The sequence below is a fragment of the Acidipropionibacterium virtanenii genome (assembly GCF_003325455.1).
In the GTDB taxonomy this organism is placed as follows: Bacteria; Actinomycetota; Actinomycetes; order Propionibacteriales; family Propionibacteriaceae; genus Acidipropionibacterium; species Acidipropionibacterium virtanenii.
The window spans coordinates 1,051,526-1,066,272 of the sequence record NZ_CP025198.1; the positions used below are offsets into that span (position 1 = coordinate 1,051,526).

The 14,747-nt window shown below is 67.2% G+C and carries 23 protein-coding genes; all 23 read left to right on the forward strand.

Annotated features, from left to right (window positions below):
* Positions 1–454: 454 nt before the first annotated feature.
* The 23 genes from rpsJ (at position 455) to JS278_RS04815 (ending at position 14,737) form a co-directional block, all read left to right on the forward strand.
* A complete protein-coding gene (gene rpsJ, locus JS278_RS04705) occupies positions 455–766 on the forward strand; it encodes a 30S ribosomal protein S10 (RefSeq protein WP_015071250.1) in 312 nt (103 codons plus the stop codon).
* Between the two features lie 11 nt (positions 767–777).
* Positions 778–1,449, forward strand: a complete 672-nt coding sequence (gene rplC / locus JS278_RS04710; protein ID WP_114044183.1) for a 50S ribosomal protein L3 — start codon at positions 778–780, stop codon at positions 1,447–1,449.
* Positions 1,446–2,339, forward strand: coding sequence for a 50S ribosomal protein L4, sunset domain variant (rplD, locus tag JS278_RS04715; RefSeq protein WP_114044184.1), 894 nt, complete (start codon positions 1,446–1,448; stop codon positions 2,337–2,339). The genes rplC and rplD overlap by 4 nt, the downstream gene beginning before the upstream one ends.
* Complete coding sequence (gene rplW, locus JS278_RS04720) at positions 2,336–2,644, forward strand: 50S ribosomal protein L23 (RefSeq protein ID WP_114044185.1); 309 nt, start codon at positions 2,336–2,338, stop codon at positions 2,642–2,644. The genes rplD and rplW overlap by 4 nt, the downstream gene beginning before the upstream one ends.
* A gap of 33 nt (positions 2,645–2,677) precedes the next feature.
* The gene (gene rplB / locus JS278_RS04725; protein ID WP_114044186.1) at positions 2,678–3,514 is read left to right on the forward strand and encodes a 50S ribosomal protein L2; all 837 of its coding nucleotides are present in this window, start codon (positions 2,678–2,680) and stop codon (positions 3,512–3,514) included.
* Between the two features lie 15 nt (positions 3,515–3,529).
* On the forward strand, positions 3,530–3,811 hold the full coding sequence (gene rpsS / locus JS278_RS04730) for a 30S ribosomal protein S19 (protein WP_114044187.1): 282 nt from the start codon (positions 3,530–3,532) through the stop codon (positions 3,809–3,811).
* An 18-nt stretch (positions 3,812–3,829) separates the two neighbouring features.
* Entirely contained in the window at positions 3,830–4,294 is a 465-nt protein-coding gene (gene rplV, locus JS278_RS04735; RefSeq protein WP_114044188.1) for a 50S ribosomal protein L22, read from the forward strand.
* A gap of 3 nt (positions 4,295–4,297) precedes the next feature.
* Positions 4,298–5,116, forward strand: coding sequence for a 30S ribosomal protein S3 (rpsC, locus tag JS278_RS04740; RefSeq protein WP_114044189.1), 819 nt, complete (start codon positions 4,298–4,300; stop codon positions 5,114–5,116).
* Between the two features lies 1 nt (position 5,117).
* Complete coding sequence (gene rplP / locus JS278_RS04745; protein WP_015071242.1) at positions 5,118–5,537, forward strand: 50S ribosomal protein L16; 420 nt, start codon at positions 5,118–5,120, stop codon at positions 5,535–5,537.
* The gene (gene rpmC, locus JS278_RS04750) at positions 5,537–5,776 is read left to right on the forward strand and encodes a 50S ribosomal protein L29 (protein ID WP_114044190.1); all 240 of its coding nucleotides are present in this window, start codon (positions 5,537–5,539) and stop codon (positions 5,774–5,776) included. The genes rplP and rpmC overlap by 1 nt, the downstream gene beginning before the upstream one ends.
* Positions 5,773–6,048, forward strand: a complete 276-nt coding sequence (rpsQ, locus tag JS278_RS04755) for a 30S ribosomal protein S17 (protein WP_015071240.1) — start codon at positions 5,773–5,775, stop codon at positions 6,046–6,048. The genes rpmC and rpsQ overlap by 4 nt, the downstream gene beginning before the upstream one ends.
* A 176-nt stretch (positions 6,049–6,224) precedes the next feature.
* A complete protein-coding gene (locus tag JS278_RS04760) occupies positions 6,225–8,717 on the forward strand; it encodes an excinuclease ABC subunit UvrA (RefSeq protein ID WP_114044191.1) in 2,493 nt (830 codons plus the stop codon).
* Between the two features lie 267 nt (positions 8,718–8,984).
* Positions 8,985–9,353: a 50S ribosomal protein L14 gene (gene rplN / locus JS278_RS04765; RefSeq protein ID WP_114044192.1), complete on the forward strand. Its 369-nt coding sequence runs from the start codon at positions 8,985–8,987 to the stop codon at positions 9,351–9,353.
* Positions 9,354–9,722, forward strand: coding sequence for a 50S ribosomal protein L24 (gene rplX, locus JS278_RS04770; RefSeq protein ID WP_114044193.1), 369 nt, complete (start codon positions 9,354–9,356; stop codon positions 9,720–9,722). It begins immediately after the preceding gene.
* Complete coding sequence (gene rplE / locus JS278_RS04775; RefSeq protein ID WP_114044194.1) at positions 9,719–10,351, forward strand: 50S ribosomal protein L5; 633 nt, start codon at positions 9,719–9,721, stop codon at positions 10,349–10,351. Before rplX ends, rplE begins: the two co-directional genes overlap by 4 nt.
* 14 nt (positions 10,352–10,365) lie before the next feature.
* Positions 10,366–10,551, forward strand: a complete 186-nt coding sequence (locus JS278_RS04780; protein ID WP_114044195.1) for a type Z 30S ribosomal protein S14 — start codon at positions 10,366–10,368, stop codon at positions 10,549–10,551.
* A gap of 215 nt (positions 10,552–10,766) precedes the next feature.
* Positions 10,767–11,174 carry a 30S ribosomal protein S8 gene (gene rpsH, locus JS278_RS04785; RefSeq protein WP_114044196.1) on the forward strand — a complete coding sequence of 136 codons (408 nt, stop codon included), beginning with the start codon at positions 10,767–10,769 and terminating at the stop codon, positions 11,172–11,174.
* 31 nt (positions 11,175–11,205) lie between these two features.
* Positions 11,206–11,748 (forward strand): 50S ribosomal protein L6, encoded by a 543-nt coding sequence (rplF, locus tag JS278_RS04790; protein WP_114044197.1) that lies wholly within the window; start codon positions 11,206–11,208, stop codon positions 11,746–11,748.
* A complete protein-coding gene (gene rplR / locus JS278_RS04795) occupies positions 11,748–12,131 on the forward strand; it encodes a 50S ribosomal protein L18 (protein WP_114046120.1) in 384 nt (127 codons plus the stop codon). Before rplF ends, rplR begins: the two co-directional genes overlap by 1 nt.
* A 23-nt stretch (positions 12,132–12,154) precedes the next feature.
* Complete coding sequence (gene rpsE, locus JS278_RS04800) at positions 12,155–12,799, forward strand: 30S ribosomal protein S5 (RefSeq protein WP_114044198.1); 645 nt, start codon at positions 12,155–12,157, stop codon at positions 12,797–12,799.
* Positions 12,796–12,978 (forward strand): 50S ribosomal protein L30, encoded by a 183-nt coding sequence (gene rpmD, locus JS278_RS04805; RefSeq protein ID WP_114044199.1) that lies wholly within the window; start codon positions 12,796–12,798, stop codon positions 12,976–12,978. The genes rpsE and rpmD overlap by 4 nt, the downstream gene beginning before the upstream one ends.
* A gap of 1 nt (position 12,979) precedes the next feature.
* On the forward strand, positions 12,980–13,420 hold the full coding sequence (gene rplO, locus JS278_RS04810) for a 50S ribosomal protein L15 (protein WP_114044200.1): 441 nt from the start codon (positions 12,980–12,982) through the stop codon (positions 13,418–13,420).
* A gap of 333 nt (positions 13,421–13,753) precedes the next feature.
* Positions 13,754–14,737: an ABC transporter permease gene (locus JS278_RS04815; protein ID WP_114044201.1), complete on the forward strand. Its 984-nt coding sequence runs from the start codon at positions 13,754–13,756 to the stop codon at positions 14,735–14,737.
* The last annotated feature ends 10 nt before the right edge of the window (positions 14,738–14,747 follow it).

Consider the following 14,747-nt stretch of genomic DNA (forward strand, 5'->3'; position numbering starts at 1 on the left):
GTGTGAGAGACTGTTCAGGTTGCTCCGAACGGGCCTCGTCGTGTCACCGGATGATTCTGTGGAAACATCCGAGACGTAACGTCGCCCCGACCACCAGCTCCGAGTGGTACCGCCGTCGTGGCGGATCCTCCCGAAGCTAGGCCCACAGCCGGGTGATCGAGCCTCGGAGGAAGCACAAATGCACAGTGTTCCCCGGTACATGTCCTTCCTGGATTCTTCTGGTGAGCTCGGTGTTGTGCGGCCTCGGATGCCCGACACACCCGACCTCGGGGGTCGGTGGTAGGAGCCGAAGGAGCCCTGTGGGTCACCCGGTGCCAGGCCTTGACGGTCGGGCGGTGGGCGGTCCATGTGGATCTGACAATGCGGGGTCCGGCGCCAGCCGGGTCCCATGCCGGAACCCTCTGGGCGTGCCGGAGTTATCCGGGCGCGGCAGGGACGAGTAGAAGGAACAACTGTGGCGGGACAAAAGATCCGCATCAGGCTGCGGGCCTACGACCACGAGGTCATCGACTCGTCGGCGCGCAAAATCGTCGACACGGTGACCCGTACGGGGGCCAAGGTTGCAGGCCCGGTGCCGCTTCCGACCGAGAAGAACGTGTTCTGTGTGATCCGTTCACCCCACAAGTACAAGGACAGCCGCGAGCACTTCGAGATGCGCACCCACAAGCGGCTCATCGACATCCTCGACCCGACCCCGAAGACGGTTGACTCGCTCATGCGTCTCGACCTTCCGGCCGGCGTCGACATCGAGATCAAGCTTCCGTGAGGTTGAGCAGCATGACCAATGAACGCACTGTGAAGGGCGTGCTGGGCACCAAGCTCGGCATGACCCAGCTGTGGGACGAGAACAATCGCATCGTCCCCGTGACCGTGATCCAGGCCGGGCCCTGTGTGGTGACCCAGGTGCGCACCCCCGAGACCGACGGCTACTCCGCCGTCCAGCTCGGTTTCGGCGCCGTCAAGGCCAAGAACGTGACCAAGCCGGAGGCCGGCCACTTCGAGCGTGCCGGGGTCACCCCCCGCAAGCACCTCGTCGAGCTGCGTACCGCCGACGCGTCCGAGTACACCCTCGGCCAGGAGGTCACCGCCGACGTCTTCGAGATCGCCGAGCTGGTCGACGTCACCGGGACCACCAAGGGTCATGGGACCGCCGGCGTCATGAAGCGCCACGGTTTCAAGGGCCTGCGCGCCACCCACGGCGTGCACCGCAAGCACCGCTCCCCGGGCTCCATCGGTGGATGCGCCACCCCCGGCAAGGTGCTCAAGGGTATGAGGATGGCCGGCCGGATGGGCAATGACCGGGTCACCGTCCAGAACCTGCCGATCCACTCGGTCGACTCCGAGCGCGGGATCATCCTGGTCCGGGGCGCCGTTCCCGGCCCGAAGGGCTCCCTCCTCGTCGTCCGCAGCGCCGCCAAGCAGGCCGCCAAGAATGGGGATGCCGCATGAGCGAGAACAAGACCATCGACGTGCTGACCGCCAAGGGCACCAAGTCCGGCTCCGTCGAGCTGCCGGGCGATGTCTTCGACGTGGCCACCAACGTCCCTCTGATCCACCAGGTGGTGGTGGCCCAGCAGGCCGCGGCCCGTCAGGGCACCCACTCCACCAAGACCCGCGGCGAGGTCGCCGGCGGCGGCAAGAAGCCGTGGCGCCAGAAGGGCACCGGCCGTGCCCGACAGGGTTCCACCCGTTCCCCCCAGTGGGTCGGCGGTGGCATCGTGTTCGGCCCCCAGCCGCGCTCCTACGCCCAGCGCACCCCCAAGAAGATGGTGGCCGCCGCCCTGCGCGGTGCCCTGTCCGACCGGGCCCGCGACGGGCAGATCGTCGTGCTGGCCTCCCTGGTCGAGGGTGACAGGCCGTCGACCAAGGCCGCCAAGTCGGCGCTGTCGAAGCTCGGCGATCCCAAGCGGATCCTCGTCGTTCTCGACCGCGCGGACGAGACGTCCTGGCTTTCGGTGCGCAACCTCGCCGAGGTGCACGTCATCGTCGCCGACCAGCTCAACGCCTACGACGTCCTCAAGGCCGATCAGATCGTCTTCACCCGTGCCGCCCTCGCGGCATTCGTGGGTGACGACGCGGCCGAGGCCGAGGTGCCCGAGACCGACGAGGCCGACCTGCACCCCTTCGGCGCCGATTCCTTCCGCGGTGACAACCCGCCCGAGGGATTCGACATCAAGGGCAACGAGAGCTCGATGAAGTTCCACACCCCGGAGTCGCCCTGGTACGGACGCACGATCGCCGAGGTCTGGTTCGCCACCACCGCGGCCGCCGAGGCTGCGGGATTCGTCAACGCCGTCAAGTCCGACAAGGGCTCTGCTGCTGAGGAGGACGCCAAGTGAGCGATCTCAAGATCCGCGACCCGCGCGACATCATCCTGGCGCCGGTCGTCTCCGAGAAGAGCTACGGCCTGCTCGACCAGAACGCGTACACGTTCCTGGTGAGGCCGACCGCCAACAAGACCGAGATCAAGATCGCCATCGAGCAGATCTTCGACGTCAAGGTCACCGCCGTGAACACGATGAACCGCAAGGGCAAGACGCGCCGCACCCGTGACGGGCTCGGCAAGCGCAAGGACACCAAGCGCGCCATCGTGACCGTGGCCGAGGGAGATCGCATCGATATCTTCGCCGGCCAGGGCGAGTGAGCCCGAGGCTAGGAAGACAAGGAACGAAGATCCATGGGAATTCGTAAGCACAAGCCGACAACCCCGGGCCGTCGCGGTTCGAGCGGGTCGGACTTCGTCGAGCTGACTCGCTCCACGCCCGAGAAGTCGCTGGTCACCTCCAAGTCGAAGACCGGTGGCCGCAACAACTCCGGCCGGATCACCACCCGCCACATCGGCGGCGGGCACAAGCAGGCCTACCGCATCGTCGACTTCAAGCGGTACGACAAGGACGGCGTCCCGGCGAAGGTCGCTCATATCGAGTACGACCCGAACCGCACCGCCCGCATCGCACTGCTGCACTACGCCGATGGCGCCAAGCGCTACATCATCGCCCCCGACGGCGTCCGCCAGGGCGCTGTCGTGGTGGCCGGCGTCGGTGCCGACATCAAGCCCGGCAACAACCTGCCGCTGCGCAACATCCCGGTCGGCACCACGGTGCACGCCGTGGAGCTGCGCCCCGGCGGCGGCGCCAAGATGGGCCGCTCCGCGGGAGCCTCGGTCCAGCTGGTGGCCCGCGAGGGCAAGTACGCCACGCTGCGCCTGCCCTCCGGCGAGATGCGCATGGTCGACGTGCTCTGCCGCGCCACGATCGGCGAGGTCGGCAACGCCGAGCAGTCGAACATCAACTGGGGCAAGGCCGGTCGCAGCCGCTGGAAGGGCGTCCGCCCGACCGTTCGCGGTGTCGTGATGAACCCGATCGACCACCCCCACGGTGGTGGCGAGGGTCGCACCTCCGGTGGCCGTCACCCGGTGAGCCCCTGGGGCAAGCCCGAGGGACGCACCCGTAACAAGAAAAAGGCGAGCAGCCGTCTGATCGTGCGTCGCCGCAAGTCCGGCAAGAAGCGCTGATTGGGAGTCTGAGGAATGCCACGCAGTCTGAAGAAGGGCCCCTTCGTTGACGGGCATCTGGCCAAGAAGGTCGATGCGCAGAACGAGGCGGGTACGCACAACGTCATCAAGACCTGGTCGCGTCGTTCGATGGTGACCCCCGACATGATCGGGCACACCATCGGCGTGCACGACGGTCGCAAGCATGTTCCGGTCTTCGTCACCGAGGCCATGGTCGGTCACAAGCTCGGGGAGTTCGCCCCGACTCGGACCTTCCGCGGTCACGTGAAGGACGACAAGAAGGCGCGCAGGCGCTGACGAGAGGGAAGCTGATTCATGAGCAACACTGAGAATGAGCCCAGCCGTCGCCGCGCCGCGCTGCTCGGTGACCGGGCTGGCTCCTTCGCCATCGCCCGTCACATCCGCATGAGCGCGAGCAAGTGCCGCCGTGTGGTGGACCTGGTCCGCGGGATGGACGCCTCCGAGGCGGTCGACCTGCTGAAGTTCCAGCCCCAGGCGGCGGCCGAGCCGGTGCGCAAGGTGGTGGCCTCCGCGGTCGCCAACGCCGAGCAGACCGAGGGCCTTCGTGGCGACGACCTGTATATCTCGCAGGCCTTCGTCGACGAGGGCACCACGATGCGGCGGATCCGCCCCCGTGCCAAGGGGTCGGCCAGTCGTATCCTCAAGCGCGGCGCCCACATCACTGTGGTCGTCGAGCCCAAGGACGCCCGTCCCGAGCCCAAGAAGGCCAAGAAGGGCCGTCCGACCACCGTCAAGACCGAGACCGAGAAGGGAGCCTGACACATGGGCCAGAAGATCAACCCCCATGGTTTCCGTCTCGGTGTGACGACCGATCACAAGACCCGCTGGTACGCCGAGAAGCAGTACGCCGAGCTCGTGGGTGAAGACGACAAGATCCGCGCATGGCTCAAGAAGAACCTTGAGCGCGCGGGCATCTCGTCCATCGAGATCGAGCGTCGCTCCGAGCGAGTGACCATTTTCCTGTACGCCGCACGTCCGGGCATCGTCATCGGACGCAACGGAGCCGAGGCCGAGCGCGTGCGCGGTGAGCTGGAGAAGCTCACCGGCAAGCAGATCCAGCTCAACATCCTCGAGGTCAAGAACCCCGAGACCGATGCGCAGCTGGTGGCCCAGGGCATCGCCGAGCAGCTCGCTGCCCGCGTCGCCTTCCGTCGCGCCATGCGCAAGGCCCAGCAGTCCGCCATGCGTTCGGGTGCCAAGGGCATCCGGATCAAGTGCTCCGGACGTCTGGGCGGCGCCGAGATGAGCCGTTCCGAGGGTTACCGCGAGGGCCGCGTGCCGCTGCACACCCTGCGCGCCGACATCGACTACGGCTTCTTCGAGGCCCGCACCACCTACGGGCGCATCGGCGTCAAGGTGTGGATCTACAAGGGCGACGTCACCGGTACCCGCGCCGAGCGCGCAGCTCAGAAGGCTGCCCGCCAGGCCGCTCAGGGATCCGGGCGCGGACGTGGCGGCCGTCGTGGCCGCGGCGACCGTCCGGACCGCGGTGGTCGCCGTCGCGCCGACGCCGCCAAGGCGCCCGCTGACGCCCAGGCCGGAGCCAAGGCGTCGAGCCAGCCCGAGAACGCAGGAGCCTGACATGTTGATTCCTCGTCGAGTGAAGTACCGCAAGCAGCACCACCCCGGCCGTCGTGGCATGGCCAAGGGTGGTACAGAGCTGGCCTTCGGGGACTTCGGGATCCAGGCCCTCGAGCCCGCCTACCTGACCAACCGTCAGATCGAGGCCGCTCGTATCGCCATGACCCGTTACATCAAGCGTGGCGGAAAGGTGTGGATCAACGTCTACCCCGACCGTCCGATGACGAAGCACCCCGCCGAGTCCCGGATGGGTTCCGGCAAGGGCACGCCCGAGTGGTGGATCGCCAACATCAAGCCGGGCCGGGTGCTCTTCGAGCTCGCCGGTGTGCCGGAGGAGGTGGCCCGGGAGGCCATGCGTCTGGCCATCCACAAGCTGCCGATGAAGGCCCGTTTCATCTCTCGTGAAGGCGGTGAGAACTGATGGCGAAGCTGAAAGCTGCCGATCTGCGCGCCCTGCCGGGCGACGAGCTCCGCGCCAAGGTGACCGAGCTGAAGGAGGAGCTCTTCGGACTCCGCTTCCAGTCGGCCACCGGTCAGCTGGAGAACAGCGCCAGACTGCGCGAGGTCCGCAAGGACATCGCCCGGGTCTACACGGTGATCCAGGAGCGCAACCTCAACATCGTCGACGATCCCGATGCCCCGAAGGAGGCCGCTGAATGAGCGAGAACACCGCTGAGGAGCGGACCACCCGCCGCAAGGTGCGCGAGGGCCTGGTCGTCTCCGACAAGATGGACAAGACGATCGTGGTGGCCGTCGAGGACCGGGTCAAGCACCCCCTCTACGGCAAGGTCATGACCAAGACCATCCGTCTGAAGGCCCATGACGAGAAGAACGAGGCCGGCCAGGGCGATCGCGTGAGGGTCATGGAGACCCGCCCGCTGTCGGCCACCAAGCGCTGGCGTCTGCTCGAGATCGTCGAGAAGGCCAAGTGATCCCGGCCTGACCTTCCCGGTCAGGTTGAGAGACTGCAGCAGGGCCCGTCCCCCGGGGGGACGGGCCCTGCTGTGCGTTCCGGAGGACATGAGTTCTGCCGCGAGGCGGCCGCGGAGTGGATACTCCGCCCGGCCCCGGTGTGGTGGCAGAACTCATCCGGAGCAGGATGGGGAGCATGGCACACGACGATCAGGTGGACAGGACGGATCGAGGACCGCGGCAGATCCGGGTGAGAGGTGCGAGAGTCCACAACCTGCGGGGGATCGACGTCGACATCCCCCTGGGCCAGATGGTCGGGATCGCCGGGGTCTCCGGTTCCGGGAAGTCCTCCCTGGCCCTGGGCGTCCTCTACGCCGAGGGGTCGCGGCGCTACCTGGAAGCCCTGTCCACCTACACCAGACGGCGTCTCACCCAGGCCGCACGAGCCGCCGTCGATTCCGTGGAGCACGTCCCGGCCGCCCTGGCCCTGCGGCAGCGGCCCGGCGTCCCCGGCGTGCGCAGCACCTTCGGCACCTCCACCGAACTGCTCAACAGCCTCCGGCTCATCTACTCCCGACTGGCCCGCCACCGCTGCCCCAACGGCCACTATCTCGAGCCGACCACCGACGTGGCCCTCGACCGCTCGCTGACCTGCCCGGTCTGCGGGGAGACCTTCCGGCCGCCGGGGGCCGAGTCGCTGGCCTTCAACTCCGCCGGCGCCTGCCCCCGCTGCTCGGGCACCGGGGTGGTCCGCGACGTCGATGACGCCACCCTGGTGCCCGACGAGTCGCTGACCATCGAGCAGGGGGCCGTCGAGTCCTGGAAGATCATGGGATCGACGCCGAACCCCCGAGTCGTCGCCGAGCTCGGCGTGCGCACCGATGTGCCCTTCGCCGACCTGTCGTCCGAGGAGCGGCGGATCGTCTTCGACGGTCCGCAGGTCAAACGGCAGATCATGGTGCCCTCGAAGAACGGCAAGGTCTTCGACCTCAACTGGACCTACCGCAATGCGCGGGTCGCCGTCCGGGAGGCCTTGGCCGGAGCGAAGTCCGAGAAGGGGCTGGCCAGGATCAACCGGTTCCTGTCAGCCCAGACCTGTCCCGACTGCGCCGGATCCCGGCTGTCCGAGGCCGCCCGCGCGCCTCTGGTCGACGGCATCAACCTCGCCCAGGCCACTGAGAAGACCCTTCAAGACCTGGTCGACTGGCTTCCCGGCCTGGTGGGCACGGTGCCCGCCGACATGACCGCCATGGCGAACACGATCATCTCCCAGATGATCGAGACCGCCCGGCGGCTGCTGGAGCTGGGCCTGGGATACCTGTCCCTGGACCGCGCCTCGGCCACCCTGTCGACCGGGGAGAGGCAGCGCGTCCAGCTCTCCAGGGCGGTCCGCAACCGCACCACCGGCGTCCTCTACGTGCTCGACGAGCCCTCCATCGGGCTGCACCCCTCCAATGTCGACGGGCTGCTCGGTGTCATCGACGACCTGCTCGCCGACGGCAACTCGGTGGTCGTCGTCGACCACGACGTCGCGCTGCTGCGCCGTGCCGACCATCTCATCGAGATCGGGCCCGGGTCCGGCGCCGACGGCGGCGCCGTGGTGGCCACCGGCTCCGTCGCCGAGGTGACGGCCGATCCCCGCTCCCTCATCGGCCCCTTCCTGGCGGGCACCGCCGTCGTGGGCATGGACTCCGGGTCCAGAAGCGATGCCGCGGGCTCCATCCGGATGACGACCGGTCCGGTTCACACGGTCGGGCCGCTGCAGGTCGCGATCCCACGCGGACGCCTCACCGTCGTCACCGGGGTATCGGGCTCCGGCAAGACCACCATGGTCCTGGAGAGCCTGGTGCCCGGCCTGGAGGCCCTGATCGCGGAGGCGCCGCTTCCCGATCCGGTGCGCGGAATCGAGGCCGACGGGCTGCGCCGGGTGAACCTCATCGACTCCACCCCCATCGGGGTCAACGTCCGTTCGACGGTCGCCACCTACTCAGGGGTGATGGACGACCTGCGGAAGGCCTGGGCCGGCACCGACGACGCCCGACGGGCAGGGTACGGCGCCGGTGACTTCTCCTACAACACCGGCTCACTGCGCTGCCCCAGCTGCTCGGGCACCGGGCAGATCTCCCTCGATGTGCAGTTCCTGCCCGACGTCGACATCGTGTGCCCCGACTGCGGCGGCTCACGGTTCGGCCCGCAGGCCGGGCGGATCCGCCGTGACGGCGTCACCCTGCCGCAACTTCTCGGCCTCTCGGTGGCCCGGGCCCTCGACGACGTCGGGGACATCCCGGCGGTGGGCCGCCGGTTGCGCACCCTGGTCGACCTCGGTCTGGGATACCTCACCCTGGGCGAGTCGACCCCGGCCCTGTCGGGAGGCGAGGCGCAGCGGCTGAAGCTGGCCTCCCAGATGTCGCGGGACCAGCGCGACGCCGTCTTCGTCTTCGACGAGCCCACCGTCGGCCTGCACCCGTTGGACGTGGCGACCCTGCTCCGGGTGCTCGGGAGCCTGCTGGCCCACGGCGCCACCGTCGTCGTCATCGAACACGACCTGGACGTCATCCGGCATGCCGATCACATCATCGACATGGGCCCGGGTGGGGGAGCCGCGGGTGGCAGGATCGTGGCGACCGGCACCCCCGACCAGGTGGCCGCCGATCCGGGATCGGTGACGGGCCGATATCTGGCGCGCTGACGCCCGCGGCGAAGGGGCGCCACCCGATTTCACCGGATATCACCACATGGGGTACGCTGTCCAAGTTGCCTTGTGACCGAGCCCTCGTGGAACGATGCGGACCTTCAACGTCCGTACCTCGCCGAGTGGGACCCTTCGCGGGCGATGCTGCGTGTCCGACGGGAGTGATCCCGCCAGGCACGGGCTGCCTCCTGGCAAAATCCAGGGGGTTCGTGTTCAACGGTCCCGCCAGGCCCTCACGGGGAACCAGGGGACGGAGGAGAAGACATGATCCAGCAGGAGACGCGACTCAAGGTCGCCGACAACACGGGTGCGAAGGAACTTCTGTGCATCCGTGTTCTCGGTGGGACCAAGCGTCGCTACGCCGGGCTCGGTGACACCATCGTGTGCACCGTCAAGGACGCCATTCCCGGTGGCAACGTCAAGCGCGGCGAGGTCGTCAAGGCGGTCATCGTGCGCACCGTCAAGCAGCACCGTCGCCCCGATGGCTCGTACATCAAGTTCGACGAGAACGCCGCCGTCATCCTGGCCGGCGACGGCCAGCCCCGCGGCACCCGCATCTTCGGGCCCATCGCCCGCGAGCTGCGTGACAAGAAGTTCATGCGCATCATCTCGCTCGCCCCGGAGGTGATCTGAGTGAAGTCCCTCAAGATCAAGAAGGGTGACCAGGTCAAGGTCATCGCCGGAAACGACAAGGGCACCATCGGAGAGGTCCTCTCCGTGGACCCGGCCCGCGAGAGGGTCGTCGTCCAGGGTGTCAACATCCGCAAGCACCACCGCCGCGACACCCCGAACCCCGACGGCTCCGCCGCCAAGGGCGGGATCATCAGCTCCGAGGCCCCGATCCACGTGTCGAACGTCCAGCTCGTCACCAAGGTCGACGACGAGGACGTGGTGACCCGGGCCGGCTACCGTCGCGTCGATGTCACCAAGCGCCGCTCCGACGGTTCCGAGTACGCCGCCAAGCGCAGCGTCCGCTACCTCAAGAAGGGAGAGGCCAAGTGAGCGCCGAAGCCCCCGAGACCACCTACGAAGGCCCGCGGCTCAAGAAGCAGTACCGCTCTGAGATCGTCGGGGCCCTCCAGGAGGAGTTCCACTACGCCAACCCGATGCTCGTCCCCGGCCTGGTCAAGGTCGTCGTGAACATGGGTGTCGGCGACGCGGCCCACGACTCGAAGGTCATGGACGGTGCGATCCGCGACATCACCGCGATCACCGGCCAGAAGCCGCAGGTCACCAAGGCCCGCAAGTCCATCGCCCAGTTCAAGCTGCGCGAGGGCCAGCCGATCGGCTGCCACGTCACCCTCCGCGGTGACCGCATGTGGGAGTTCGCGGACCGTCTGCTCACCCTGGCGCTGCCGCGTATCCGCGATTTCCGCGGACTCAACGGCAACCAGTTCGACGGCCAGGGCAACTTCACCTTCGGGCTGTCCGAGCAGGTGATGTTCCTGGAGATCGATCAGGACCGCATCGACCGCGTGCGCGGGATGGACATCACCTTCGTCACCACGGCGAAGAACGACGTGGAGGGCAAGGCCCTCCTCAAGCACCTCGGCTTCCCGTTCAAGGCCAAGGACGATCCCAGGGTCAAGGTCAAGCGCGGCCCGGCCTACTACGCCAAGAAGAAGAAGTGAGGCAGGAGTAACCGATGGCCAAGACAGCTCTGAGGGTCAAGGCGGCTCGCAAGCCGAAGTTCGCAGTTCGTGGCTACACCCGTTGCCAGCGGTGCGGAAGGCCCCATTCGGTCTACCGCAAGTTCAAGCTCTGCAGGGTCTGCCTGCGTGAGATGGCTCACGCCGGCGAGCTCCCGGGTATCACCAAGTCCTCCTGGTGATCCGCGACCGGGGCTCGGGCCGGGATCTCCCGGCCGGGTGCCCCGGGGGTCGAATCCTGCGGGCAGTCCGCACGGATCTCGGGCGCCTCGGCGTCCACGGGCCACGACGACCCTGGCGAGGGATGCCTCGCCGACCACAATTCTGACAACACAGCAGGTCCCGGAGCGGGGTCACCCGAACCGGGAAACCGTTGTGAGAAAGAGGCCAACCAGCCATGACCATGACTGATCCGATCGCAGACATGCTGACCCGTCTGCGTAACGCCAACCGGGCGTTCCACGACTCGACGACCATGCCGCACTCGAAGATCAAGGCGGGAATCGCCGAGATCCTCCAGTCCGAGGGCTACATCGCCGGGTTCCAGGTCAACGAGCCCGCCGAGGGTGAGGTCGGCAAGACCCTCACCATCGAGCTCAAATTCGGCGAGGACCGCAGGCGTTCGATCGCAGGCGTCCGCCGCATCAGCAAGCCCGGGCTTCGCGTCTACGCGAAGTCCACCGCACTGCCGAAGGTTCTCGGCGGCCTGGGGATCGCCATCATCTCGACCTCCCAGGGCCTCCTGACCGACAGGCAGGCGCACGAGAAGTCCGTGGGCGGGGAAGTCCTCGCCTACGTATGGTGACCGGTTCGAGACTGTAGTAAGGAGTTAAGTAATGTCGCGTATTGGCAGGCTCCCCATCGCCGTCCCGACCGGTGTTGAGGTGAAGCTCGATGGGCAGGACGTCGAGGTGAAGGGCCCCAAGGGGACCCTCGGCCTCTCCGTCACCGAGCCCATCTCGGTGAGCAGGAACGATGAGGGCCAGATCGTGGTCTCCCGTCCGAACGACGAGCGGGAGAACCGCTCGCTGCACGGGCTGACCCGCACTCTCATCAACAACATGGTGATCGGTGTCACCCAGGGATACGAGAAGAAGCTCGAGATCCAGGGCGTCGGCTACCGAGTCATCTCGAAGGGGCCCAAGCAGCTCGAGTTCAACCTCGGCTTCTCCCACCCGGTGTTCGTGGAGGCCCCCGAGGGCATCACCTTCGCCGTGGAGAACGCCACGAAGTTCTCGGTTCAGGGCATTGACAAGCAGAGTGTCGGCGAGACCGCGGCCAAGATCCGCAAGATCCGCAAGCCCGAGCCCTACAAGGGCAAGGGCGTGCGCTACGCCGATGAGAACGTCCGCCGCAAGGTCGGAAAGGCAGGTAAGTGATGGGAGTCGCACTCAAGAGCGGCAAGAACCTGGCCCCGAAGACCGCATCGCGTCATCGTCGTCAGCTGCGCGGCCGCAAGCACGTCTTCGGCTCGGTCGAGCGCCCCCGGATGGTGGTCACCCGTTCCGCCAGGCACGTCTTCGTGCAGGTGATCGATGACGCCGCCGGGCACACCCTGGTCTCGGCCTCCACCATGGAGCCCGAGCTGCGTGGCCTGGAGGCCGACAAGACCGCCAAGGCCGCACGCGTGGGCACCCTCGTCGGTGAGCGCGCGAAGGCCGCGGGGATCGAGCGGGTCGTCTTCGACCGCGCCGGCAACAAGTACCACGGCAGGATCGCTGCGCTGGCCGATGCGGCCCGCGAGGCCGGTCTGGACTTCTGACCACGAAAGGTAAGTGAGTAGCGATGAGTGGAACCCAGCGCCGCGGTGGCGGTGCAGGTGGCGAGCGTCGCGGCCGCGACGACCGTCGTGGCCAGAACGATCGTGACAAGAATCAGTATCTGGAGCGCGTGGTTGCGATCAACCGCGTCGCCAAGGTCGTCCAGGGTGGACGCCGCTTCAGCTTCACCGCGCTGGTCGTGGTGGGCGATGGCGAGGGCACCGTGGGCGTCGGTTACGGCAAGGCCAAGGAGGTGCCCGCGGCGATCGCCAAGGGCGTCGAGGAGGCCAAGAAGCACTTCTTCAAGGTGCCTCGTATCGGCCGTACCATCACCCATCCGGTGACCGGTGAGAAGGCTGCCGGCGTGGTGCTGCTGCGCCCGGCCTCTCCCGGTACCGGCGTCATCGCCGGTGGCTCGGCCCGCGCCGTGCTGGAGTGCGCCGGCATCGGCGACGTGCTGGCGAAGTCCCTCGGCTCCTCCAACGCGATCAACGTGGTGCATGCCACGGTGGCCGCGCTCCAGCAGCTCGAGGAGCCCGAGGAGGTCGCACGCCGTCGTGGCAAGTCCGTCGAGGATGTCGCCCCGAAGGCCATGCTGGCCGCCCGCAAGGCTGCCGACGAGGCTGCTGCCCATACCAGGTCCGATGAGAAGTCGGGGGCCAAGGCATGAGCAGCTTCAAGGTGACCCAGATCAAGTCTGCGAACCGCGTCAAGGCGAATCAGAAGCAGACGCTGCGCAGCCTCGGTCTCAAGCGCATCGGTGACAGCGTGGTGAAACAGGACCGCCCCGAGTTCCGGGGTATGGCCAACACCGTGCGTCACCTCGTGACCGTCGAAGAGGTGGACTGAAATGGCAATCAAGCTTCATGATCTGAAGCCCGCCCCCGGAGCGAAGACCGCGCGTACCCGCGTGGGTCGTGGCGAGGGCTCCAAGGGCAAGACCGCGGGACGCGGCACCAAGGGAACCGGGGCTCGTAAGAACGTGCCCGAGGGCTTCCAGGGTGGCCAGATGCCGATTCACATGCAGCTGCCGAAGCTGCGCGGCTTCAAGAACCCGTTCCGCACCGAGTACCAGGTGGTCAACCTGGACAAGCTCACCGCCCTGTTCCCCGAGGGGGGCGCCGTGAGCGTCGAGGATCTGGTCGCCAAGGGCGCGGTCCGCGACTCCGAGCTGGTCAAGGTGCTCGGCGCCGGCGAGGTGAGCGTGAAGCTCGACCTGGTCGTCGACGCCTGGTCGGGCTCGGCCAAGGAGAAGATCGAGAAGGCCGGAGGCTCGCTCACCGCTCGCTGAGCGGTCGCGGACCACGGCATCGCCCCCCTGCGGGGCGGTCAATGTGATGGCGGCGATGAACCCGAAATCGGGTTCATCGCCGCCATCGTGCACTCTCTGGCTCTATTGCGCAGAGGCTTCGAGACCAAAGGTTGCGAATTGGTTTCGATCGGATCCATCGGGCGAATCCGCGTGTAGCATCAGGGCAGCCGACGGGCGGCGACCGGAATATCCGGGCCGTCCCACGGGCCCGGGAGGAGTGGGTCGCGCTCGTTCTTCCGCACCGCGCATCGGCCGACCTCCTCGTTGGTTGACGCCGTGTCATGGGCCCGTCCCAGTCAGGAAAGGACGTTCGTGCTCAGATACGTGGTGCGCCGCATCGTCAACTACGCGATCCTGTTGTTCATCGCGGTCTCACTGGCCTATCTGGTGGCCTCGGCGACGCTGGATCCACGGCTCGCCTATGACTGGCAGAACCCGAACCTCAACCGGGCCTCCGTCTACGCGAAGCTCACCCAGTACAACATCAATCCGCTGACCAGCGTCTGGGAGCGGTACGGGAACTGGCTCAAGATGGTCTTCCTGCACTGGGACTGGGGATTCACCCCCAAGAGCGAGTCGGTGAACGCGCTGCTGGGCACCAGAGTCGGTGTCTCCCTGCGGCTCATCGTCCTGGGTACTCTCATCGGCATGGTCGGCGGGGTGGCCGTCGGCGCCTGGTCGGCGGTCCGTCAGTACCGGTGGAGCGACCGCGTCGTCTCATTCCTGTGCCTGCTGTTCGTCTCGATGCCCGTCATGGTGCTCGCGGTGCTGCTGCAAATGGGTGCCACCAGGATCAATCAGGCGACCGGAACCGACCTCTTCCAGTTCATCGGTGAATCGGGCAGCCACGGGGACCACTTCGGCGCGTCATTCCTCAATCGGCTGCAACATCTGCTGTTACCGACGATCTCCCTGTCGGTGATGGGAATCGCCAGCTACTCGCGGTACCAGCGCAATCTCATGCTCGACACCCTGGGTGCAGATTATGTTCGGACCGCCAGGGCCAAGGGGCTGCGCAAGAGCCAGGCCATCCGCCACCATGCGCTGCGCAACGCCATCATCCCGATGGCCACCTACTTCGCCTTCGGCGTCGCCACGGTGTTCACCGGCGCCGCGATCACCGAGAAGGTTTACGGATGGCACGGGATGGGCTCCTACTCGGTGGATTCCATCACCGGCCAGGACATCAACGGCACCGTCGGCATCGTCGCCTTCTCGGGACTGTGCACACTGGCCGGTGCGCTGCTGTCCGACATCCTGATCGCCGTCATCGATCCGCGCGTGCGGGCCCGTTGAGGAGGAGGAC